Below are 23745 nucleotides of genomic sequence, written 5' to 3'. Positions count from 1 at the left end.
TGTTATTTATTAATACGCCTGTTATTTTATTGCTTGTTTATATTAATAGCTTCTGTAATATTACGGAAATAAGTTTTATGAATTTGGCAATCCTATTTGTTGAAAAATATTGTTGTTGATTAATTATTACTTTTTATACTTCATCCTCCCTAATCTCCTTAAAAAGGCTTGTTAACTTTTCCAACAAACAAGAACCAGATAATTTGATCCAAAAATCGTCTCTGTGGTTTCACCAATGCCAATCTACCGACTCATCTGCTAGAGATTTGAAAGGTTTACTCTTATATAAGAAATGCTTGCTAGAGTCTGGAGTGCATCAATTGTGGGCATCGATGCCGTGAAAGTAGGCGTAGAAGTCGATGTGTCAGGGGGATTGCCGGGAATTGTTGTCTTGGGACTGCCAGATTCAGCGATTCAAGAATCAAGAGAAAGAGTTAAAGCAACGCTGAAGAATGCAGGTTTTGCCTTTCCTATGCGAAAAATTGTGATCAATTTAACTCCGGCAGATTTACGCAAAGAAGGACCCTGTTTTGATTTGCCTATTAGTGTGGGAATTTTGGCGGCTTCTGAGCAAGTTAGCGCTGATTTGTTGGGAGATTATCTATTTTTGGGCGAAGTCTCTCTGGATGGCAGTTTGCGTCCGGTGACTGGTGTTTTGCCGATCGCAGCAGCAGCCCAAAAGATGGGAATTGCAGGTTTAGTTATCCCTGCTGATAACGCCCAAGAAGCGGCAGTGGTTGAAGGCTTGGCTGTTTACGGCTGCAAACATCTGTCTGATGTGGTGGATTTTTTAAATAATCCGGGGCGTTACAAACCTGTGCAGATGGATGACACAAGGGAGATAGCAACAGTATCCTACCCTGGCGCAGATTTGCATGATGTCAAAGGACAAGCTCATGCGCGTCGGGCTTTAGAAATTGCTGCTGCTGGTGGGCATAATTTAAAGTTATCTATAGCTAAATGCCTACAATCTTTGTTTAGCGGATGTTCTACTTCGTTTATATGTCAACAAAGTGAGTGATAAGTAAGCTTGAACTGCTTATTTTACAAATTTCTCCTCAGTAATCATAAAATAAAAGCAACATTCTGACTACTGGGAGATATGCTGGATTATAATAATTTTTATAAAAATATAATTTTTCACATATTGATCATTAGCAAAGGCTCAGAAACTTTACAGATTTTATTTACCACTTGTAGTAAATTAATGACAGTAGTATAGAAAATAAGTTATAAAAATGTAAATAAAATTATTTTATACCCAAAAATCAAAAGATGACCTATTCAAAACACTTTCCAGATGACTGTCCTCCATCACAATGCGATATTGCATCAGGTGAGTTTTACAGGTTTATTAAAAACGCTCATGAAAAACCGCAACCAAAAGATTTTTTATCTTGGCGGCAAGAATTTCCAGACAAGGAATGCCCTACAGGGCTATCTGAGTGTCAAGCGTGTGGAGTTTCAATTCATTCGTCGTTAGATGATGCCAAAAATTTATCTCTTAGAATACCCAAGTTGAAGAAGATGAAAGTTACAAAGGGTTTTTTAAAGGATGAACTGGGAAGGATAAAACACACTCCATCGAAAAATGAAAAATCGCACCATACTTGGTGGATAACAGAGGAAAGTGAGCCTTGGAACTTTTTTGAAATAATTGTTGTGAAAAAAGAAGATTCTACTAAAACATAAAGAATTATAAATATGGGTTTTTTGCCGGAAAGGACAATACTAGGATATCTTGAAATCATAGAAGTTTATGACTTTTATGACAAGCCAGTGTTGTTTTCCTGTAAAAATAAATCTGGATTAATTTTTATTGTACTTTGCGTAGATGATTCTGACTTGTCAGAAATATGGCTATATGCTCCAATCTCTTCATTTCGATTTAACGACATAGTACAGGGTAGGGTTGAGCTTAGAGATATATTTATTAATGCAGAAGATGGTTTTGTCTATCAGGTAGAAGTTCCTTATGAGAATGCTTCTAATGCTATTGTTAAAACTGTTGATTACAATGAAATACCAGACGAATATTTGCCCGAACTAGGACAGGTAATTCAATCTGAAAATAATTTTCTTAATAGTAATATTGAAACAGTTTCTAAAGAAAAAAGAAGAGAAATTATAGACTTTATTTTACAGTTTTCAGAAAAAGAGATTTCAGAAGCTCCCGTAGGTGATCTAGGGTTAGTTTTATATTCATTACAAGGAACAATTGATGCTATAGGACAAATAAAGCTAGGAAAATCAGAAGGACACATAATACAACAAGAAGTAAAGCAAAAGACCCAAGTAGTTATGTCTAGTGTATTTAGTGGTTCATTTGGTATGCGGCTAGAAGGAAGTGTATATGAAGAAGATACTTTAAGTTTAGGAGAGTCTTTTTTAGGACAATGCTTAAAAGAATTTATACAGTTAGTAAACATTGGAGCAAACACAGAAGAATTACCAGCAAAACTGAATATATTAAAAAAGAAAACTGCTTTCAAATATACTGAATTTTTAGAAGCTTTAGCTAGAATTGGAATAAGTAAATTACATATAGGTTGGGCTTCTCCTGATAAGAAAGTACAAACTGGAGAAATAGAGCTAGAAACCGTATTTAAGGCTCTCGATGTTATCAAACATACTAAGCTCAGAGCTGAAACAGAGATTTGTGTAAATGTAAAATTGACTCAGATTAGTTACAGTAGTAGAAGAATAACTTTACAAGAAGTAGGTTCAAAGAAAAAATACAACAGCTTTATTGCAGACTCGGCTATGAAAGACGTAGAAACTATTAGTAGAACACAGGTTTATGTAGCAAGCATTCAGGACTATGTAGTATTATCTCCTGCCGTTGACAAAGAAAAACACGAGTACGAATTATTAAGTTTAAAGTTGCAAACAAACTTAGAAAGTAATGATAGTTTGTAACTAACTAAGTCGTAAAAAATTAGCCTTAAGACAATATATGTTTTACCTTAATCTTTAAGGAAAAATGACAAAAAACTTTCTGGGAATTATCTTTAGCCAAGATAGAAAAACATATATTAGTTAGGCTTGTAACTTTGTAGACATATAGCCGATGTAGTTCATTTTATTCTTCAAGCATAAAGCAATCTTTAGATGCTAATTCTGCTAGCTTTGAGCGCAAATCCTTGCGTAAATTTTTTGCCTGTCTTTGAGTTAGCACGCTAGGCAAGGATTGCTCGAATAAACCAATGATTCCAGAGTGTCCTTTTGCTCCTAGACGTTCGTCTCTTACAGCTTTTTCCAGAAATACCCATATAACATCCAATAATCGTGGATAGGTTTTTTCTGTGTCAGCAATCCCCACAATTTCACGAATTTCATTAACTTGCAGGCGAAGAACCAATTTTTTGTCTGAATTAGGTTTCTTTTCTCGTATAAAATTATATGCTTGCTCTGGTGTTGTAAGAAATTCAACCCAAAAACTCAGATGAGGGGGCTTTGACTCTTTATCTTGAGTTGAAGGCTCCAATTGTTTATCTAACTGAACTGCTAATACCTTTTTCTTTTCTGAAAAATCTTTTGGCACTTGAGCAAGGCGTATAACGTGGCAATGACCTGATACTGATTTTAAATCTTGTACCAAATCCAGCATCATACACAGATCACCAAGCAAATAGTGCAATCTTGTCAATAATTGCGGCAGAGAACTCCTGTTCAACTTTTATATCTTCTCCCCAAATCTCACCATTGTTGCGATAAAAAAACTCCACTTCTCCAGTGCCGAAAATTTCACATTCAAGATAGTGGTCTCTTTTTGACCAAACATACATGAAATTATCTTGGCATCCAGGACAAGCATCTGGTACTTCCAAGGATTTACCTTTTAACGAGAAAACGCTTCTTAGATTTTCCCAAACCTGCTCGGCTTTTTCAAGAACTGACACTGTAAACTCGGTTTCACCGCTAGCAACTATTTTAGAGCGCAGAGATTGGATATAATCCAGAAGTCTTTCATGTTTTTGCTCATTCTCTTCTTCAAAGGATCTTAAAAGTCTTTGAATTGATTCATCCGTTTTAATCTTGTCTGAGACTTCATGAATTTTACGGTCTAACTCCTTTCCTTCTTGCCCCTCAAGTGGAAGCAGCCTTTTTACAGAATTACGAACAAAGGAGCTATTCGGTGATGTCAAAGTGTATGCAGCCATTATTTTAACAACTCCCTAGTTTTGTCAGTAATGCAAGCTTCAAATATTTCGTTTTTACGAATACGAAAGGCTTCTAATAAATTCCAGTGGTCATCTTCAGTGCTAGAAAAAGCAACATTAGAAAATAAATCTATATCTAATAACACAGAAACCAAATCATCCTTAGAAGGGGGAATAATTGCCTCAATCAATACTAGCGTTCCTCCAATATCTTCTTGAGGAATTTCCAATTGCATAAAATAATCACTAAGAGCTTGAGATAGCTTAGGCGAGATTTCTGGTGCTGTTAACAAATATTCTTTGAGATCATTTAGAGGTAAAGGTAAATTTAGCCGATTGATGTAACGTACAGCTACTCTAGTAACAGTTTTTGTATTAGTGGCAACTTGATATAGATTCCATAGTCGTCGTGCCTCATCTCTAAATATTTCCCATTTTTCGTAAGGCGCTAGTCTGATGAGTGAGAATCCATCTAAACGTGCTTGAACAATTTGTCTATTGTCAGAAGATAAAAAGCGATACCCAAAAACAGTCTGATTAGCAGCTACAGAGGTTCCGTCCTGCCCAATCTGGATTTTATTCTCAAGGTTAATCAGGTCGCCATGTTTGGAGTATTCGCCCTCTATGAGATGCCCAAAATTACTAAGAGATGACACCCCTCCCTCAAAAGATATGTCAACGCTCAAGTCAATAACAGCCTCAGTAATTGGTGCTTTTGTGTAATGTATTTTGTCCTCCATGTTTTTACCTGTTTTACTGTGCTGCGTTAAAACCCACAGTGCCGCTAGAGCGATATCATATGCAATAATATCACTCTTAATAGATGTTTAGATGTGATTTGAATAAACAATTTATATTTACAGGTTAAGAGCTTTACACTAGATCGACTCATCTTGCCAACTGTATTTGTATTACGATAGTTTCAGAGTTGTGGACGGCAGGGGAATCGAACCCCTGGGAGCCGAGATTAGGAGTCCTGCCCCGCGCCAAGCGCCGCCCATGAGTTTACCAAGCGGTGAGAGTAATATCTCACCGCTTTTGGTTTATGAGATTCTTGATTTTATTCGAGCTATTAGCTTTTCCGCCTTTGACCCCATTAGTTTTCGCAATTCTTGCTCAACCTTATCAACTTGATCTATTAAAGCCATCAATTCATCGAGCTTATCTACTGCCTGTTCCAATTTTTCAGATCCTACGCTTGCATCAAAAGCATGAGCAACTGATTGCTCCTGGAAAGCTTCTTCGCTCATAACTGCCTCTTTATTTTCTTGACTCGTATCTACTTTGTTATGAATTTCTGGTGGATTAAGCCCAAAAAGGCTAAGACTGGTTGGGGTCACATCAATAAATAGTGCATTTATTAATTCACTATTTATGCCAGACGAGTGAAAGTAAGCGTATCCACTTCTTCCTTTACCTTGAGATGCAGCTATTTCTCTAGTAAGCCAGCCAGAGTCTAGAAGGTACTGGAGATGTTTATACGCTGTTGTGGAATCGCATCCTAGTATTGCGGCAGCCCCAATAGATGTAATGCCTGTATCGGGAACTATCTTTAAGACTTGTTGAACTTTTAATGGTAATGCGGTAGCACGTTCCTTTAGACGGGTAAACAAGACATCTAGTTCTATTGAAGAATCCTTGTCTAAAGAATTGCTTAAAAACAATGATTCTAATACAGAGTCTGATACCTTATTCTTTTTTTTCTTTTTGTATTCAACCGCCTCATCAATTATCTCTACAGGAAACTCATCTGTAAGAGAGAATATGTATGTTGGTTTGATCCCTGTTTTTGCAGTTTTGATTTCTTTTTGGACTACGTATTTTAAATCAACTAGCTTTTTAGAGTGACTTAAGATCGAAGACCTAGATAAATGAACCCTCTCTCCAATGGTTTTTGCCCCAGATTCTCCTCCCTCTTTTAGAGCTTGCAAAATTTGCAGTTCCTCTAATGGCAACTGTGAAAGCTCAATGACTTTTGGTACTTTCTCTACAGTTTCTTGAAACAAGTTGATAAGGATCGGGGGTTGACTTTCCGCAGCAGAGGGTTCTAGACTTAAACCATTAAGCCTAGACATATAAAACTTCCTCTTTGTAGGTAGGGGTTATGGGCTTCACATCTAAGTAGAACAAGTGTTGTGGCTGTCGAAATTCACGTTACTTGATCTGCTTAAAGTGAAACTTCATTTTGAACAGTAAAGACCCTCTTGTATTCAAGAAGGGTCTTTACTCATTACAATTAATGATACACATAAATCTAAAAAAGATCGTAAAAATTCCTAAAAAGAGCAAGATAAGTTTTGTTTACTTTGTATTAATTTCGGCTCAACGCAGGATTTATGTTTACCTCACAGTCTTTGAGCGCAAATACTTAAAAGTCCATTTTGAGGAAAATTCCTCAAAAGGAAACCACTGACCAGTATTTTCTTGAACCCAGATAGAGTCATCGTCTTCCTTGCGACTGCCCATTACAATACCAAATTCTCTAGCCAAGCCATACCATTCACTAAACAGGTCTGCTGGATTACTCTCAACTCCTTGAGGCTGATTAGGTTGCCATGCATCATCAATTGCGGTAGCTAGCCATCCTCCAGGTCTTCTTACTTCTCCATGTTGCAGTTGCTCTTTTAGGGCTTCTATTGCAGTTAAAACTATTTCTTCAGTGGAGCCTCGTATCTTGGAAGCAAGGGTACTAGTCAGCTTAATACCCAAAACAGCTAACTCATTTCTAATGGTGTTGCTAATCTCCCCTTTTGGCTTTTTTGTTAAAAGAGGTGCAACATCTGACTTCTTAGAGATTGGAGGCGACTGTGACTGAGTAAGACACATTTCTAATTCAACATTCAGCCTCTTATTTTCTGCTTCCAGTCTCTCCAATCGCTGCTCTATTTCAGATGCTTGAAGGATACGTCCATAAATTGCTTCATGCTGGTCACGCAACCCTCTATTCTCGGCTTCAACTCTTTTAATTCTTTCCTTAAGCGTTTTAATGATTGCATCTTTAGAAGCATCTGAGCTTCTTTGTTTTGGTGGTATTTCCTTAGCTTGTGAGTTATTTTCCCTGAGATGTTCTATCCGAGCTTTAATTTCAGGCTCTTTATAAAGCCAAGCCTTACTCAGTCCAGAAGCTTTGGCAACAGTATTAAAGTTTATAACTCGTTGCTCTTTAATGAGCTTCTGAATTCCTTGCTCAACTTTCTCAAATGCCTCTTGGCGCTTCCTTTGAGCATTACCACGCAACCCATCAACATTGCGTTCAAGCGTCATTTGCATCTACCTCCAATACAGAAATGATGTTTTCTAGATTGGTTTTGAGCTTTTGGTTCATCTCGATTTGGCGCACCCACCCATTGGCTTCAGCTTTTTGGATAATCTGATTGGTCTGCTCTAACTGCTGCTTGTGTTCTGCCAAATACTCAGAAGTAGTTCGGAAATGAGTGCAGGTTAAACAAGCATTAGCGTGGGGGCATCCCTGAGAAATCGTAGGCAAGGCACAAGAACCATTAGGCAAAGCCTGAGCATGAATGTTTTTCTTGAACCACTGCAAATCAGCTATATCTGCCTGTAAATCATTGGGTTCGACAACCTGCCCCGCAATATTCACAACCTTGCCTTGAAACTTGGCAATTTCTTCTTTCATTGTCTGGTCGTGAATATGTGCATAAACTGATGTCATGTTAGGACTCTCATGACCTAAATATCTCTGAACAATGTGCTGAGGAACACCATTATTTATCATCCGTGTTCCCACTGTGTGACGAAACTGGTGGGTTTGAAAATGCCATAAATTACCAGAGTTGACGCAAATATTTTTTCTTTTAGCTAAACGGTTAAGATGATTGGGTAATGTTTTTCGTAGCATTACATGAGGGGACGGGACAAAATCAGGTCTAACTGCCCCTACATTTGCACAAAATAAATAGTTAAATTCCTTTTGAGTAAAATGCTTACGAATGTATCTCTGTTGTTCTTGAATGACTCTTGCAACCTCTCTAGAGATAGGTATAGTAATTTCCTTTTTCATCTTGAATTGGTAGTATCTTAAAAACCAATCTCCAGACTTATCCTGCAACAAACAATCAAAGCTAAGATTTACTAGTTCTGAAATTCGCATACCACACTCTTGCAATACCAATACCATTCTCATTATTGGCTCCGCCACATCATCCAGGCATTGATTGAGTTGCTGCATTACCTCTTCTGGAATGTAGCGAGGGAGTCTTTTTTCTATCTTGGGAAAATCTTCAGGACGAACCAAGTACCTTCGGACATCAAGCCATTGGTATTGATAAGCAGCATCAAAAAATAATTTTGCATCGCTAATGCACTTATAACGGGTACTTGATGCTAGTTTTTGACTTGCTAGATATATTGTGTACTCAGTAATGATATTGCGGTCTATCTCTTCTGGAGTAACATCTGGGTAGTTTTCTGACAAGAATTTCGATAATTTTCTAATTGAACCAAGCTTTTCTTGTACAGAAGCAAATGTGATAGAACTCAAACAAACTTTTAAATAAGTCTTTGCTGTTTCTTTAATCCAGTCTTGTTTTATAGGCAGAAAATTTAGTTTATAGCTAGATTTTCCTACACCTCCGTCAACTCCCAATGCACGGCAATCCCAAACATTTTTAGAATACTCAGATTTAGGATTTACATCTATTCCATACTGTTCTTGAGCTAAATTCCGTGCTTCCGGTGTAAAAGTTTTATTGCACTGCTTGCATATATAAATTTGAGTGCCAGATTGGTTTTTCCCATTCTTTCTAAAACTGGTACTTTTACACTTTGGACAATTAATAAATTGAGAGACTTTATTCTGTATCTGAATTACCTGCTGATTCTGCATCATATCTATTGTCCAAATATTTGTTGTATTCTCTTTTCATGTCTTCATTGTTAACATGAACATAGGTATCGATTGTGGTTTGAATACTTGCGTGGTTTAGTCGCTTCTGGACATAAGCCATTTCCATGCCTTCACGAACTAGTGCTGTAGCGTGTGTATGTCTAAGCATGTGGGGATGAGCAGCAATCCCAGTTTTCCTTTTGAGGCGATTGAACAGATCCATAACATTGTTGTATGTCATCGCAGAGCCAATCTCTCCATCCCAAAGATTTACAAAAACATAGTCACTGAGGTCATCACCAAGTATTTCCATGAATTCATCTTGTAAATATTGGCTATAAAGTCCCATTAATTCTTTTGTGACATCGACATTGTAGGGACAGTTGCCTTTAGCACGAGCGCCATTAGCATTGTCATCTCTAGGGATAACTTTGATGAGATTATCCCAAGACTGAATATCTTCATGCCTTAGACCTAGTGCTTGCCCAATTCGCATACCGCTTTCATGCAGCAAACAAATCAAAAATTTATCCCTAATTCGATTGCAAGTTTCAACAAGTTGATTCACTTGCTCAAGCGAAAGTGTTTTTGGAAACCGTTTCGGTTCCTTGAGCTTAACTAAACGAGTTCTAATCGGTTTGCTCTTGGTAATGTGGTGTAAAAAACTTTTGTATTTCCTCCCTGGCATAATTTGTGACCGATAAAGAGGAATATGAGGAACTTTACCAGTTTTCTCGTGAAAGTCGTAGAGCATACAAACCGAGGTCAGAATCACATTTACAGTTGATTCTGTACGCTTGGCAACCACTTCTTGAATTGATACAATTTTTTGAGGATTAGGATTTCTAAGCCATGCCATAAATTCGGCAAGCTCAATTACACTAACTTGTGTCCAATCTAAATCATAGATTTGAAGATATTTCCAATAAAGACTGAGATGGTGAGCGTAAGACCTAATTGTATTTGGCGATCGCTCAATGCCTTCTAAATAAGCTAAGTACTGCCGAATTGGTTCTATGGGTAAATAATCATCCCCTAGAACAATCCAGGTTACTTTCTCGCTCTTGGGAATGCGTACCCTCTGAACTTTCATAGCGCTTTGTAGACTTTATTGACTATGTAGAATTGCTCAATATTAAATAGTCTACATAGTGTAGATGCACTTGTCAAGTTGTTGTTGTTTACTTTAAAGAATTGTTTTTAAGAGCTATATATAATTAATTTTTGTCGGGCCGCCTGGTAGTGGAAAAACCATGTTAGCACGGCGCTTACCAGGAATTTTACCGCCCCTGAGTTTTGCCGAATCTTTAGAAGTGACTCGCATCCATTCGGTGGCTGGTTTATTGAAAAATCGTGGTTCCTTGGTACGCGATCGCCCTTTTCGCAGTCCCCACCATTCAGCATCGGGGCCTTCTCTTGTCGGTGGCGGTAGCTTCCCTCGTCCTGGGGAAATATCATTATCTCACAGAGGTGTGCTTTTTCTTGATGAACTCACGGAATTTAAACGAGATGTTTTAGAATTTCTGCGTCAGCCTTTAGAAGATGGCTATGTGACAATTTCGCGCACCAAACTATCAGTAACGTTTCCCGCGCAGTTTACTTTGGTGGCGAGTACTAATCCCTGTCCTTGCGGTTATTATGGCGATACCATTCAACAATGTACTTGTTCTCCTCGTCAACGCGAGCAATATTGGGCAAAACTTTCTGGGCCGTTGATGGATCGAATTGATTTACAAGTTGCGGTGAATCGCTTGAAACCAGAAGAAATCACCCAACAACCTACTGGAGAAGCATCAATATCAGTGCTACAACGAGTGCTACAAGCAAGCGATCGCGCTATTACCCGCTTTCAAGAAGAACCAAATCTGCGTTGCAATGCCCATATGCAAAGTCGTCATCTCCAGAAATGGTATAAGTTAGATGATGCTAGCCGCAATTTATTAGAAGTAGCAATTAGAAAATTAGGTTTATCGGCAAGAGCAAGCGATCGCGTTCTCAAAGTAGGACGGACTATTGCAGATTTAGCGGGAGACGATGAGTTAAAAACCAATCATGTAGCGGAAGCGATTCAATATCGCACGATAGATAGAATGCAGTAGCAATCTTGTTATGATGGCTTAAGTCTGTTTAGGGTTGACGCAGATAGTTTGTGTTACCAGCAGGTAGAACAGCAAGGCTAAAGCTATGATTTTAATAAATGAGTGAGAGTCCAAACTTTTTTCCGCTTCCGTAATTTCAGACAATCCTTCATACCACTCTGGAAAAAACTGCTGGTCTTCAACACGGACAAAACAGAATCGATTTTCTGCATCCTGAAGAGTGGTAATGGCTTCTGTAATTGCTGCCTTCTGTGTCATTCCTTCTAGGTAAAAATTGCTTTGCCACATTATCAACATCACCACATCTTTATTATCGCCAATTAGCGCGACGCCGAATAGCCCGTCCTAGACATGGTATTGTCATCTCACTATAAAATTCTAAATTCATCCTCCAGGACGCTGCACAAACTCCCTTGGATGGATGCCGTTACCTAATAAATAAGTATCAAATATATCATGAAGTAAGCGATATACTCTAAGGAGACTGATTGGATGAATTTGCAGGCGATTTGGAAGTTATTACAAGAGACATTCAAAGAATGGAGTGAGGATAAAGCCTCACGGTTAGCGGCGGCGTTAGCTTATTACACGATTTTTTCTATTGCCCCGTTGCTGATTATTGTAATTGCGATCGCCGGGGCAGTATTTGGAGAAGAAGCCGCAAGGGGTCAAATCGTTGGACAAATTCAAGGTTTAGTCGGTAAAGATGGGGCACAATTTATCCAAACAGCCATTCAGAATGCTAACAAACCACACACAGGTGCGATCGCTTCTATCATTAGTGTTGTAGTTCTGCTCGTAGGTGCTACTGGTTTATTTACCGAGTTACAAGATTCTCTCAATACAATTTGGGAAGTAAAGCCAAAACCCGGACGTGCCATAAGTAACATTATTCGCCTACGCGTTTTGTCCTTTGCAATGGTGATCGGGATTGGCTTTTTACTTTTAGTTTCTCTGGTAATTAGTACGGCGTTAGGAGCATTAGCAACATACTTTAGCAACTTGATACCAGGTGTAGATTTCCTCTGGCAATTTCTCAATTTTATCGTCTCTTTTGCCATCACTACGTTCCTATTTGGACTCATTTTTAAAGTCCTACCAGATGTCAAAATTGCTTGGAATGATGTTTTAATTGGAGCGGCTCTCACCTCCTTTTTGTTCTCTATTGGGAGATTTTTATTAGGACAGTATTTAGGTAATGGCAGTTTTGGTTCAGCTTATGGTGCTGCTGGTTCATTGGTAGTCATTTTAGCTTGGGTTAACTATGCTGCACAAATTCTTTTCTTCGGTGCAGAGTTTACCCAAGTTTATGCCAGAAGGTACGGAAGCGGCATAACCCCAACTAAAAATGCCATACCTCTCTCTGATAATACAAAACATAATGGTACGAATCCAACGGAGCAATCAAAAAAGCCATCTTCTCGCTTTATTAATCGCTTATTCCAGTCTTTCAAAAAGCCCAAGCGCTTAAAAGAAAAAAGAAAAAATCAGCGATTTTAATTACTCATTATTGGGAATTTAGGTTTGTAAATCTGATAGATGTTGAAGTATTTAACCTCTAATAAAAGTCAGTTTTATGAAAAAATACCACAGATAAATAAACTCATACTGGATTTTTTCCAGAAGTCTATTGAAAAAGGAAGAAAATCAGTACTAATGGAAAAATGGTTTTTCATCAATTGGCAAGCAATCTTTATTCCTAGCATCAGCGTCTTTGAGTTGATTATCCGTGGTTCGCTGGTCTATTTAGCGCTGTTCTCAGTGCTACGCGTGCTTCCTAGCCGACAACTAGGAACACTAGGAATAACTGATTTACTCGTAGTTGTGCTATTTGCTGAAGCTGCCCAAAATGCTATGGCAAGTAATTATACATCAATTACTGAGGGCGGTATCCTGGTAGGAACTGTAATTTTTTGGAGCTACTTGCTAAACTGGTTAGGCTACAAAATACCCCAGTTCCAACGTTTTATGAATCAGCCACCTCTGCTATTGGTAAAAAATGGTCGGATGATTCAGCGTCATTTGCAACGAGAGTTAATTACAGACGATGAGTTGATGAGCAAGTTACGTCAGCAAGGTGTGGAATTTTTAACAGATGTGAAGTTTGCATATATGGAGGCTGACGGTAGGATTAGTATCATCACCCTAGATTCAAAAACTAGTCCCGTCCTTGAGCAAAAAGCAGCACTAAAAAGTGATCTACATTAATTAGACTGTAGAATATGACGGTTGTATTCTGTGCCGAACTGTGATTGAGCGTTATACTTTGCCCGAAATGGCTAATCTGTGGAGTGAAGCCTATAAGCTAAAAACTTGGCTGCAAGTCGAAATTGCTGTTTGTGATGCTCAAGCTGAACTGGGTTACATTCCATCTCAGGCGGTTGAGGAAATTAAGGCCAAGGCAGATTTTGACACCGATAGGGTGCTGGAAATTGAGGCTGTAGTTCGCCACGATGTGATCGCTTTCTTGACAAATGTCAACGAATATGTTGGAGATGCCGGACGCTACATTCATCTGGGTTTAACCAGTTCGGATGTTTTGGATACAGCTTTAGCATTGCAATTGGTTGCCAGCCTGGATATATTATTGCAACGTCTGGAAGATTTGATTCAGGTAATTCGCCAAAAAGCACGGGAACATCGTCATACAGTGATGGCTGGCCGATCGCATGGTATTCACGCTGAACCGATTACTTTTGGTTTCAAGCTGGCTGGCTGGTTAGCAGAAGTGTTGCGACACCAAGAACGCCTGAGAATACTGTGCCAAACGATCGCTGTGGGTAAGATTTCTGGTGCAGTGGGAACCTATGCGAATGTTGAACCGCGTATAGAAGCGATCGCTTGCCAAAAACTCGGACTTAAACCCGATACGGCCTCAACGCAAGTTATTTCGCGCGATCGCCACGCCGACTATGTGCAACAATTAGCTTTGGTAGCGGCATCCATCGAACGTTTTGCTGTAGAAATTCGCAATCTGCAAAAAACAGACATTCTGGAAGTTGAAGAATTCTTCGCCAAAGGTCAAAAAGGTTCCTCAGCCATGCCACACAAGCGCAATCCCATCCGTTCTGAACGGCTAACGGGAATGGCGCGACTCGTCAGAAGTCATGCGGGTGCAGCTTTGGAAAACGTTGCTCTCTGGCATGAAAGGGATATTTCCCATAGTTCTGTAGAACGAGTGATTTTGCCAGATGCTTGCACTTTGACGCATTTTATGTTGGTAGAAATAACCGACTTGGTGAAGAACCTGTTGGTCTATCCTGAGAACATGAAACGAAATCTCAACTGTTACGGCGGCGTTGTGTTCAGCCAAAAAGTGCTACTGGCTTTAATAGACAAGGGAAGCAACCGAGAAGAAGCTTATGCGATCGTTCAAGAAAGCGCTCACACCGCTTGGAACAAGCCGGAAGGTAATTTCCAGGACTTAATTAGCAAAGACCCTCGCGTTACCGAAAAGTTGTCCCCAGCAGAACTAGAGGTATGTTTTGACCCCCAGCAGCATCTGAGGCATTTAGAAGAGGTTTACCAAAGGTTGGGTATTTAGGATTAATTTGCTTGTAGTGAGCGCTCAAACGCTCACTACTAAGGAACGTGGATTAAATAAAATGCAAAACTTCATCCTGTCTCTAGCTTCCCTCTCCTTTATAAGGAGAGGGATTGAGGGTGAGGTAATATATGTTATTTAATTCTTATTCCTAACCTGTTATCCAACAAATACGCAAATTTTTTAAAATACCATAAATCTTTAATATTCCATTGCTGAAGACTATCACTTTGGTGCTGGAATTTTTGCCAGGACTGGGTAGTATAAATAATAGATATTTACTTGTTTATTAGTGCTTCGAGTGCCTTGATGATTGAAATCCTAGCCACACTTTCAGCCTCTGCGGCAGCAGGAATGAGAATAGGTACACCTCTGCTGATCATTGGATTATTGCAGGGTAGTAACTTGTGGTCGCAAGTTCCAATTTTATCTCACATTTCTCCACCAATATTATTAGGCTGCCTCACCAGTTGGTCGTTAATTGAATTATTAGCCTCAAAAAAGCTCCGGGGGCAAAGATTGCTACAACTAGTTCAGTTATTAATGTCTCCCCTCGTGGGAGCAATTATGGGGTTAGCAGTAGCTACAGCAACAGCAACGCCAGACTGGGTGATTGCCTTAATTGGAGGTTTGTTAGCTTTAGTACTCCAGTTAGTTCAAGTTGGTTGGTTCTATCGCTTACGCGGATTACCGTTGTGGGCAGTCTTTCTTCAAGATACCTTGTGTGTTGCTCTAGTACTTTTTGCCTTTGGCGCTCCCTGGCAAGGAGGATTAATTGCTTTAATACTGCTCTGGTTTGCAGTTCGTAGCGCAAAGCAGTGGTATGACTGGTATCACAAAGGGCGCAGGGCATAGGGCATGGGGCATGGAGACAAGTCTAAAAGATCGGACTTCCTTAAATGGCTACGCTATCCTCAACGGGGTACAGAACTTCTCCTAACGGAGACGATATACGAACGGTGGGACAAAGTAAGAGGAAGAGTTTTCCAATGCCCAATGCCCAATGCCCAATGCCCTTTACTGTAAAAGTCCAATCATGTGCAAGAAGCCGTGACCGGTAATCAGTTCTATGATTAAGGCAATGAAGCCCAGCATAGCAATCCGACCATTCCAGACTTCAGCACTAGTAGTCAGACCCCATTCCCAACGTTCTTGGGGGTACATTTTCACCCTTTTTTTCATTTGGGCAGCTTGCGAAAGCTTGAAACTGGGGTTTTTCAACGCATCAATCACTAAGTCTGCCAGTGCATTAATAAATACTGGATGGGTATTGGGAGCAGGTACGCGACGGAAGTTGTGAATTCCGGATTTTTCGGCTACTTCCCGATACTCAATATCAATTTCTTGTAGTGTCTCAATATGCTCTGAGACAAAACTGATAGGTACGACAACCAAATCTTTTACGCCTTGTGCGCCTAGTTCTTTGAGCGCATCCTCAGTATAGGGTTGGAGCCATTCTACTGGGCCAACCCGACTTTGGTAAGCTAAGGTGTGGGCATTGGGTCGATTGAGGGTCTGCATAATCAGAGCAGTACACTCTTCAATTTCTTGCTGATAGGGATCACCAGCCTCTTCAACGTAGCTTTTAGGAACGCCGTGAGCGCTGAAGAATATATGAACCTCGTCTGGATTAGGAAACTGTCCGAGTTCTTGGGCTACTAGTTCGGTCATTGCTTGCAGATAGCCTGGTTCTTTGTACCAAGAAGGAATGACGGTGTAATCAATGGGTTGAAGTTTTGGATCTTCTTGCCAAAGCTTTTCTAAAAGCCGGAAGCTAGAACCACTGGTACTGATCGAAAACTGGGGATATAGTGGTAAGATTACCAGGTGTTCTATATTATCTTGGGTGATCTGTGCGATCGCCTCTTCTGTATACGGATGCCAATAACGCATTCCCACGTAGATATTAGCTTCTTGTCCCAAATAACCCAACTGTTCTTTTAAAGCTTCCCCTTGCGCTTCTGTGATCCGCCGCAGTGGAGAACCGCCACCGATTTGCTTATAATTTGCTTGAGATGTTGTGGTTCGCCGCGAGGCAATAAACCAGGCTAGGGGCTTTTGCAACCAGCGAAACGGTAGGCGAATAATTTCCGGATCGGAAAATAGGTTATACAAAAACGGCCCAACATCTTCTAGCTTATCGGGGCCACCGAGATTGAGTAATAAGACGCCTACACGACCCATAGCAGTTACTTTCCCCCAATCTTTTCAGATTTTTTACTAATGTTAACAATATATCTTTATTAAATATAAAGCTTAATAGCAAGGAAATATGCAATGGCAACAATTTTAAGGGATTGGAGTTATCGTTACCAGTGGTTGTATGATGGTATTTCGCGTTTAGCAGCCTTAAATGTAGGTGGTGAAGCCCGTTTTCGGCAACTTGCTTTGCAAGGCTTAACAATTCACTCAGATAGTCAGGTCTTAGATTTATGTTGTGGTAGTGGTCAAACGACCCAATTTTTGGTAAAACTTTCACAAAATGTAACAGGATTGGACGCTTCACCTAAGTCTTTGCAACGGGCGCGGTTAAATGTACCATTAGCTTCCTATGTCGAAGCTTTTGCCCAGGAGATGCCATTTCCAAATAATCTGTTTGATGTGGTGCATACCAGCGTCGCACTACACGAGATGGAGCCTCAGCAATTGCGAAAAATTATTAATGAAGTTTATCGGGTGTTGAAGCCAGGAGGGATGTTTACACTGGTGGATTTTCATGCTCCTACAAATCCGATATTTTGGCCTGGGGTATCACTATTTTTGTTGTTGTTTGAGACGGAAACAGCTTGGCAATTGTTGAAAACTGATTTGGCTGGATTGTTAACTGAAACTGGGTTTGAAGTGGGTAAGCTAACTTTATATGCAGGTGGTAGTTTGCAAGTGATACAGGCGAATAAATGAAATCAGATTAGATGTTAGATGACTATTCTTTAAAATTTGTTGATTGGCTAAATGATAGTTTTAAAGAATCTAATATTGCCTGGAAATAACTTTATTCTTTATGAATAAATATTACCTCAAACCACCCAAACTTTTACCCAAAAGAGTCGGGGAGTAGGGGACAAAATTTTACGTTGTCTCCCTCATTCCCCTTGTTCTTGCGTCAGTCTCAACCGATCAATTTCAACTTGATAGGCTACTGATGGTGGGAGCGATTTCTGCATCTGTTGATGTTTCGCCCACGCGGAGGATTTTAGCTCCCAATTGCTGCAACTTCACATCGAGTCGATCATAGCCGCGATCGAGGTGCTGTAATCCCTGAATTGTAGTTTGTCCTTCTGCCGCCAGTCCTGCTATGACTAGCGCTGCCGATGCCCGTAAGTCTGTGCCTAATACTGGTGCGCCAGACAATTTTGGTACTCCCCGCACGAAAGCAGCGTTGCCTTTGACACGAATATCTGCCCCCAAGCGATTCAACTCTGAGGCATGACGTAAGCGATTTTCAAAGACGGATTCGTTAATCACGCTGTCGCCTTCCGCTAATGTCAGCAAAGCCATGAACGGCGCTTGCATATCTGTGGGAAAACCTGGATGGTATTGAGTTTCAATATCCGTTGCCTTGAGGGTTTCCGCAGGCAGGATGCGTAAGTGTTCAGGCTTGTCCTCAATTATTGTCACCCCAATATCCCGCAGCTTGGCAATCACTGGTACTAGATGTTCTGGAGCCACCGGCGAGAGGGTAAGTTCTGAGCGGGTAATTGCTGCTGCTAACAAAAACGTCCCGGCCTCAATGCGATCGGGAATAATGCTGTAGTCAACAGAATGCAACTTGGGGACTCCTTCAATAATAATCCTGCTAGTTCCCGCCCCCTTAATCTCAGCTCCCATCGCGTTACAGAAGTTAGCTAAATCAACTACTTCCGGTTCTCTGGCAGCATTTTCGATGATCGTTTCGCCCTCTGCCAGGGTCGCCGCCATCATCAAGTTTTCTGTTGCTCCGACGCTGGCGATGTCTAAGTAAATCTTCGCACCTTTTAATCTCCGGCTGCTGCCAGGGACGTAGGCATTACAAATGCCATGCTCAATCTGCACTTCAGCTCCCATTGCTTGCAGTCCCCGGACATGCAAATCAACTGGTCTTGCCCCAATAGCACAACCGCCTGGTAAGGGCATCTGTGCTACTCCCAATCTTGCCAGAATCGCACCAATGGCAAAAAAACTCGCCCTCAACTGGGTAACTAGTTCGTAGGGAGCTTTCGACGTTTTAATTTCGCTGGCGTTGATGTCTAAAATGTCACCTTGGCGTGTCAAGCGTACACCCAAAGCCAATAACACCTGACCCATCCGCTCTACGTCCGCCAATAAGGGGACATTGCGGATGCGACAATCGCCAGGACACAGCAAGGCTCCAGCCATGATTACCAGTGCTGCATTTTTTGCCCCACTAATTTTCACATGACCTCGCAAAGGATGCCCACCCCAAATTTGCAAGACTGAGGAGTCTGCTTTTGGAGCAAATTTGGCATCTGGTAAGCTGGTAGAAGGATTAATAAGCCTACCTCCAAAAGTAATACGTATTTTAGATGTTTGAAGTTGGTTTTGATTCTACAGTAAAGATTCAATTTATCCACGTTTTAGGGCAACATCTGGCAGAAAAAAATTGTTTTTTGGGTGAAAAATCCGGGCTGAAAACAAGCAATAGCAAGCTTTTTGAGCGTTTGAAAAATTTAACAAAAAATAACAAATCAGTAGTATCTTTAAGCAAAATTAAATACTCAGTAAAATAACTTAAGTGTTCTCTAAAAATCAATGCTATTGTGTTGAGTTAATATTTTGATTCGACCCAATCCCCTGAAAGACTCCTTTGCAGTTTGAGACTTTTAACGAAGCGTGATGTTTTCACTTGACAAAGGTAAAAAATTACGCAATAATAGGAAGTTGTGATCAAGATAATTGCCTGCGGAACTGGCGGAATGGCAGACGCGCTAGATTCAGGTTCTAGTGCCGCAAGGCTTCCGGGTTCAAGTCCCGGGTTCCGCATATTATTAAGTTAGGAGTTAGAAGTGAAGAGTTATGAGTTGAAAGAAAACTAAATTAACTCCTGCACAGAGGTGATTAATCGCTTCTCTACTCCTAACTCCTAACTTTTTGATGTTGACCAGTTTACAAAATTCTTTAGTCAAGCAAATCCGCAAGCTACACTCCACGAAGGAACGGCACAAGCAGCAGTTATTTTTGCTGGAAGGGACGCACCTGTTAGAAGAAGCTTGTGCGGTGAATTACCCACTAGAAACAGTGTGTTGTACCCCAGAATGGCAAGCAGTCCATCTTTCGCTGTGGGAGCAAGCTTGTAGCCGATGCGATCGCGCCGAAATTGTCAGTAGAGAAATCTTGGATGCGATCGCTACTACAGTCCAACCGGATGGTGTGGTGGCAACGGCAAAGCGAAGCGTTGGCCAAACTCAACTACCATTTACTGGTTTAGTACTAGCTTTAGAAACGGTGCAAGATCCCGGAAACCTGGGTACGATGATCCGCACTGCGGCTGCGGCTGGAGCATCGGGTTTGTGGGTAAATGGAGATAGTGTAGATTTAGACAGCCCGAAAGTTCTCCGGGCTTCAGCAGGGCAATGGTTTCGCCTAGCAACAGCCGTAACCGAAGATTTAAAAGCGACAGTGCAACAAAGTCAGCAGGCAGGAATGCAGGTAGTGGCAACCTTACCCAGTGCGACTTTAACTTATTGGGAAGTGGACTGGCGCAAACCCAGTCTGATTTTACTGGGAAATGAAGGTGCTGGTTTATCGGCAGATTTAGCAGCGATCGCAGATCAGCAAGTCAGAATTCCTTTGAGTCCTGGGGTAGAATCTTTAAATGTGGCGATCGCAGCCGCTTTAATGTTGTACGAAGCTCGGCGGCAAATGAGTTTTAACAGACGCGATTAATCGCGTCTGTTAAAACTCATGACTTTTCTTTGGTTTTTGTTTTTTCTTCGAGAAATTGTTCAATATCAGCAACTGCGTCCTCAAGAGCCGCTAAATCAATATCTATCAAGTCTTGATCGAGTTCGACTTCAGTGACAGTGCTAGTATGCAGTTGGGGGGTCTCTTCTTCCTCAATGGAATTTTCTTGTAAGATATCCTCCAACTGATCGAGGGATTCTTGAAATACCTGGTCAGCGACGCGGCGCGGTTGTGGCTGAATTTGCTCCATAATATTGACTTGAAAATCCTGATTTAGTGACTTAATTTTGATTGCAGTTCCTAGAGATTTAAATTTTGCACTAATAACATCATAGTTGTGTGCTGTATCAACTTTAGCAGTGGTTATCAAGAATATCGAGACTTGGCTTTGGTCGCTTTTGCCAAGCTGTCTCAAATTGTTGGGACTTGTCTTTTTGCAAAGACTATGAGGTACACACACTCCCGATCTATTTTTTATACGTGGTTAAGGCAACATTAAGAATTCTCTCAAAATCGCCAAATTTCGGAGTGCAAACACTTACGTATGGGAAAATCAAGTTAAGCATCAACAAATATCTTTTTGTAAATTTTTGTTTTTTTAGATTCAGTAATGCGTTGAGACACACATCTGCGTAGGCGTAGCCCATTGTAGGTATCGCTGTATGGATTAATTTACAGCGTTTTTCAGGTAAATGAGGTACACACGTAGGGGCACAACAATGTTCATACGTGTCAACTTAACGTGAAAGCCAGTCTATAACTAGCTTTTAGAGACTGTCTCGTTGCCAGTCTCCGACTGGGAATGCCGTTTTAGAGGCTCCGCCTCCCTTGGTGGCGGCAGAGCCGCAATTGATCTGCATTTCCTAGCAAGAAGGCTGGAAACGAGGTTTTAAAAGGGTTTGCGCTTAAGTTGACACCAATGAACAATATTGTGCCCTGACAATAATCTGTACAGAGGAGCTTGTTGCAATCTGCTATAAATCTCTGTTTGTTAATCTCTGGGAGTCAGCAAATAAAGGCTGATAGTTAAAACAATTTTCATAAAAATTGGAGGTTAAAAAATGGCAATTCGGAATAATTTAGTCAGCAATTTCTGGCAAAGAGTACAAAAAGATTCAGTTAGTTGGGGATCGTTAGCACTTTGGATTAGTGCATTAGTTGTTTTATTAGTAATGCTTACAATGTTTTCTAACGCTTAATCTTGGCAAGATTATTCTAGTTCCTGGGCGACAGCCTGGGAACTAACATAGGGTAGACTTTATATCAAGCAGGCGATAAAAATGATATGCATCAAATTGTGCTAGATGCAAAAAGTGTGTTATTTGGCATCTAATGGTATTTTTGCCTTTTGAAACACCTGCTCAACACTAAATTCCAATCCTTCAAATAAAGAATCTGTGAGTAATTCTTCTCCCATATAAGTTTGTGGTGCTGCATCTAGATAAAAAACAGTAATACTTCTAGCTTTACTGTCTACCACCCACACCCGCAGCACTTTAGCATCCAAATAGTCTTTGGCTTTAGCTGCCATTTGTCCAAAGGTTTGTCCGAGCGAAATAATCTCAATCACCAAATCGGGAGGAACAGGACAAGCTTCATCTTCGTCCCAATTGGCGGGTAAACGTTCATTAGAGATATATAAAATATCTGGAATTGGCATCCAATCTCGCCCCCGACGGGTTAATGCAACAGCCCATTCCGGGCAAACTTCTCCTTTCCCGTCACACCACTGCTCAATCAAATTGAGAAGGACACGGGTAAGTTTTGCATGAAAAAATTTGGGTGACATTTTAGGAATTGCTTGACCATCAACAAGCTCATAAGTTATATCTCTCTCACCTAGTGGAAGATTTAGGAACTCTTGCAAGGTTAATTGATTCTTTGCTTGGAGTATCATGGCTCAATAATTTGTAATTCGTAATTTTGAATTGTTTACATTCTCTGCAACACTTGCCGAATGATATCCGATGGCACCTCATCGGTAACTGTCACTACACCAATCTCCGTTGGTAAAACAAACCGCACTTTCCCCGCTTTGACTTTCTTATCTAACTGCAACGCCTCAATAATTGCTTCAATATCCACCCCAGTTGGTAACTGAGTCGGTAAACCCGTTTTTTGAATTAAAGCATTTTGACGTTCCGTGTCTTCCTTTTGCCACAGTCCCAAATCCACAGCAATTTGACCGGCTGCTACCATACCAATAGCTACCGCTTCACCGTGATTTACTAAACGATAACCAGTCAAACTTTCCACTGCATGACCGATGGTATGTCCATAGTTGAGAATTGCCCGTAATCCGCCTTCTTTTTCATCTTTGCCAACAACATCAGCTTTAGCTTGACAAGAGCGCGTTAATATGTAGTTTATCAAGTCAGGTTTTACATAGCGGAGTTGGTCGAGGCGTTTACTTGCTTCCAACTGGGCAAACAATTCGGCATCCCAAATCACACCGTATTTAATAACTTCTGCAATTCCGGCACGAAACTCGCGCATAGGAAGAGTTTTTAACACATCTGGGTCAATCAAAACCAAGCGCGGTTGATGGAATGCCCCAATCAAGTTTTTACCGTGGGGATGATTCACCCCAGTTTTGCCACCAATTGCCGAATCCACCATCGCCAACAGAGAGGTAGGCACTTGGACAACATTAATACCGCGTAGCCAAGTTGCGGCCGCAAAGCCAGTCATATCGCCAATTACACCTCCGCCCAAAGCTACCATAGTAGAAGAACGTTCTAGGCGATTTTCCAAGGCGATATCGTAAAGTTTTTGGATGGAGTTGAGGGTTTTGTAGCGTTCTCCAGGTGGTAGGATGCAGCTAGCAACTTCAAATCCAGCAGATGTCAGGGATGCGATCGCTCTTTGGCCAAAATGTTTTAAAATCGTCTGATTAGAAACCAGCAGTACCTTCTTGCCTAGCTTGAGACTGGCCATCTGTTGACCGAGCTCATCTAAACTCGAAGGTGCGATCGCAATCTCATAAGACTGCTCTGGTAAATTTACATTAATTAAAGTCATTGCCCAACCCCAAACAAGCGCCCGTGGGCAGTATTCTATCGCAATCTGGGAGCAGAGGGGAAAGAGGTAATTTTAATTCTCCCCCTTGCACCATGCCCGAATAGTACTAAGAAAAGCGGAACAGTGAACCTATATCTGATAATAAGGACTTAGCCATAAGTGCCATTTGGC

At 40.7% G+C, this 23745-nt stretch carries 23 protein-coding genes, 2 tRNA genes and 2 pseudogenes; 13 read left to right on the top strand and 14 right to left on the bottom strand.

Annotated elements, in window-relative coordinates:
- Positions 1 to 292: 292 nt before the first annotated feature.
- The 3 genes and pseudogenes from V7K31_RS18960 to V7K31_RS18950 all read left to right on the top strand — a co-directional run.
- Positions 293 to 943: pseudogene (locus V7K31_RS18960) on the top strand (magnesium chelatase domain-containing protein); the annotation flags it as partial.
- Positions 944 to 1275: 332 nt separating this feature from the next.
- A complete protein-coding gene (locus V7K31_RS18955; RefSeq protein WP_335096046.1) occupies positions 1276 to 1692 on the top strand; it encodes a hypothetical protein in 417 nt (138 codons plus the stop codon).
- 12 nt (positions 1693 to 1704) lie between these two features.
- On the top strand, positions 1705 to 2919 hold the full coding sequence (locus V7K31_RS18950) for a DUF6575 domain-containing protein (RefSeq protein ID WP_335096045.1): 1215 nt from the start codon (positions 1705 to 1707) through the stop codon (positions 2917 to 2919).
- Positions 2920 to 3082: 163 nt separating this feature from the next.
- Here V7K31_RS18950 and V7K31_RS18945 read toward each other — a convergent pair whose 3' ends face one another.
- From V7K31_RS18945 to V7K31_RS18905, 8 genes are all read right to left on the bottom strand, one after another.
- The gene (locus tag V7K31_RS18945; protein ID WP_335096044.1) at positions 3083 to 3613 is read right to left on the bottom strand and encodes a hypothetical protein; all 531 of its coding nucleotides are present in this window, start codon (positions 3611 to 3613) and stop codon (positions 3083 to 3085) included.
- 7 nt (positions 3614 to 3620) lie between these two features.
- Positions 3621 to 4163, bottom strand: coding sequence for a hypothetical protein (locus V7K31_RS18940; protein ID WP_335096043.1), 543 nt, complete (start codon positions 4161 to 4163; stop codon positions 3621 to 3623).
- Positions 4163 to 4903, bottom strand: coding sequence for a TIGR04255 family protein (locus tag V7K31_RS18935; protein WP_335096040.1), 741 nt, complete (start codon positions 4901 to 4903; stop codon positions 4163 to 4165). The genes V7K31_RS18940 and V7K31_RS18935 overlap by 1 nt, the downstream gene beginning before the upstream one ends.
- A gap of 191 nt (positions 4904 to 5094) precedes the next feature.
- A tRNA-Arg gene (locus V7K31_RS18930) sits at positions 5095 to 5162 on the bottom strand.
- Positions 5163 to 5206: 44 nt separating this feature from the next.
- Entirely contained in the window at positions 5207 to 6238 is a 1032-nt protein-coding gene (locus V7K31_RS18925; RefSeq protein ID WP_335096039.1) for a hypothetical protein, read from the bottom strand.
- 265 nt (positions 6239 to 6503) lie between these two features.
- On the bottom strand, positions 6504 to 7427 hold the full coding sequence (locus V7K31_RS18920; RefSeq protein ID WP_335096038.1) for a DUF6262 family protein: 924 nt from the start codon (positions 7425 to 7427) through the stop codon (positions 6504 to 6506).
- Positions 7417 to 9012 (bottom strand): tyrosine-type recombinase/integrase, encoded by a 1596-nt coding sequence (locus V7K31_RS18915; RefSeq protein ID WP_442941316.1) that lies wholly within the window; start codon positions 9010 to 9012, stop codon positions 7417 to 7419. The genes V7K31_RS18920 and V7K31_RS18915 overlap by 11 nt, the downstream gene beginning before the upstream one ends.
- Complete coding sequence (locus tag V7K31_RS18905; RefSeq protein WP_335096036.1) at positions 8975 to 10102, bottom strand: tyrosine-type recombinase/integrase; 1128 nt, start codon at positions 10100 to 10102, stop codon at positions 8975 to 8977. The genes V7K31_RS18915 and V7K31_RS18905 overlap by 38 nt, the downstream gene beginning before the upstream one ends.
- A 124-nt stretch (positions 10103 to 10226) precedes the next feature.
- On the opposite strand from V7K31_RS18905, the pseudogene V7K31_RS18900 reads away from it, so the two are divergent.
- Positions 10227 to 11108: pseudogene (locus V7K31_RS18900) on the top strand (YifB family Mg chelatase-like AAA ATPase); the annotation flags it as partial.
- Between the two features lie 18 nt (positions 11109 to 11126).
- On the opposite strand, the gene V7K31_RS18895 reads toward V7K31_RS18900, so the two are convergent.
- Entirely contained in the window at positions 11127 to 11366 is a 240-nt protein-coding gene (locus V7K31_RS18895) for a hypothetical protein (RefSeq protein ID WP_335096034.1), read from the bottom strand.
- Between the two features lie 234 nt (positions 11367 to 11600).
- On the opposite strand from V7K31_RS18895, the gene V7K31_RS18890 reads away from it, so the two are divergent.
- From V7K31_RS18890 to V7K31_RS18870, 5 genes are all read left to right on the top strand, one after another.
- Complete coding sequence (locus V7K31_RS18890) at positions 11601 to 12608, top strand: YihY/virulence factor BrkB family protein (protein WP_335096032.1); 1008 nt, start codon at positions 11601 to 11603, stop codon at positions 12606 to 12608.
- A gap of 156 nt (positions 12609 to 12764) precedes the next feature.
- On the top strand, positions 12765 to 13316 hold the full coding sequence (locus V7K31_RS18885) for a DUF421 domain-containing protein (protein WP_335096031.1): 552 nt from the start codon (positions 12765 to 12767) through the stop codon (positions 13314 to 13316).
- A 40-nt stretch (positions 13317 to 13356) separates the two neighbouring features.
- Entirely contained in the window at positions 13357 to 14652 is a 1296-nt protein-coding gene (gene purB / locus V7K31_RS18880) for an adenylosuccinate lyase (protein WP_335096029.1), read from the top strand.
- A 309-nt stretch (positions 14653 to 14961) separates the two neighbouring features.
- Positions 14962 to 15507 (top strand): DUF4126 domain-containing protein, encoded by a 546-nt coding sequence (locus V7K31_RS18875; protein ID WP_335096027.1) that lies wholly within the window; start codon positions 14962 to 14964, stop codon positions 15505 to 15507.
- Positions 15508 to 15510: 3 nt separating this feature from the next.
- Positions 15511 to 15678 carry a hypothetical protein gene (locus V7K31_RS18870; protein ID WP_335096026.1) on the top strand — a complete coding sequence of 56 codons (168 nt, stop codon included), beginning with the start codon at positions 15511 to 15513 and terminating at the stop codon, positions 15676 to 15678.
- On the opposite strand, the gene hemH is transcribed toward V7K31_RS18870, so the two are convergent.
- Entirely contained in the window at positions 15670 to 16836 is a 1167-nt protein-coding gene (gene hemH, locus V7K31_RS18865; protein WP_335096024.1) for a ferrochelatase, read from the bottom strand. The genes V7K31_RS18870 and hemH overlap by 9 nt on opposite strands.
- A gap of 93 nt (positions 16837 to 16929) precedes the next feature.
- Between hemH and V7K31_RS18860 the strand changes: the two genes are divergently transcribed.
- Entirely contained in the window at positions 16930 to 17553 is a 624-nt protein-coding gene (locus V7K31_RS18860; RefSeq protein WP_335096022.1) for a class I SAM-dependent methyltransferase, read from the top strand.
- Between the two features lie 222 nt (positions 17554 to 17775).
- On the opposite strand, the gene murA is transcribed toward V7K31_RS18860, so the two are convergent.
- Entirely contained in the window at positions 17776 to 19143 is a 1368-nt protein-coding gene (murA, locus tag V7K31_RS18855; protein ID WP_335096095.1) for a UDP-N-acetylglucosamine 1-carboxyvinyltransferase, read from the bottom strand.
- A gap of 32 nt (positions 19144 to 19175) precedes the next feature.
- Between murA and V7K31_RS18850 the strand changes: the two genes are divergently transcribed.
- The 3 genes from V7K31_RS18850 to V7K31_RS18840 all read left to right on the top strand — a co-directional run bounded on the left by V7K31_RS18850 (position 19176) and on the right by V7K31_RS18840 (position 20535).
- Positions 19176 to 19379 carry a hypothetical protein gene (locus V7K31_RS18850; RefSeq protein WP_335096019.1) on the top strand — a complete coding sequence of 68 codons (204 nt, stop codon included), beginning with the start codon at positions 19176 to 19178 and terminating at the stop codon, positions 19377 to 19379.
- Positions 19380 to 19551: 172 nt separating this feature from the next.
- Positions 19552 to 19632 (top strand) — tRNA-Leu (locus V7K31_RS18845).
- Positions 19633 to 19743: 111 nt separating this feature from the next.
- Positions 19744 to 20535, top strand: coding sequence for a TrmH family RNA methyltransferase (locus tag V7K31_RS18840; protein WP_335096016.1), 792 nt, complete (start codon positions 19744 to 19746; stop codon positions 20533 to 20535).
- Between the two features lie 16 nt (positions 20536 to 20551).
- Here V7K31_RS18840 and V7K31_RS18835 read toward each other — a convergent pair whose 3' ends face one another.
- The 3 genes from V7K31_RS18835 to aroB form a co-directional block, all read right to left on the bottom strand.
- Entirely contained in the window at positions 20552 to 20923 is a 372-nt protein-coding gene (locus V7K31_RS18835) for a hypothetical protein (protein WP_335096015.1), read from the bottom strand.
- Between the two features lie 948 nt (positions 20924 to 21871).
- Positions 21872 to 22450, bottom strand: a complete 579-nt coding sequence (locus V7K31_RS18830; RefSeq protein ID WP_335096013.1) for a Uma2 family endonuclease — start codon at positions 22448 to 22450, stop codon at positions 21872 to 21874.
- Between the two features lie 35 nt (positions 22451 to 22485).
- Entirely contained in the window at positions 22486 to 23574 is a 1089-nt protein-coding gene (gene aroB, locus V7K31_RS18825; protein ID WP_335096010.1) for a 3-dehydroquinate synthase, read from the bottom strand.
- Positions 23575 to 23745: the final 171 nt, after the last annotated feature.

Origin of the sequence: Nostoc sp., assembly GCF_036917675.1 — a bacterium.
Classification (GTDB): Bacteria; Cyanobacteriota; Cyanobacteriia; order Cyanobacteriales; family Nostocaceae; genus Nostoc.
Note: the sequence above shows the minus strand (reverse complement) of the source record. Positions and strands in the feature narration are given on the sequence as shown.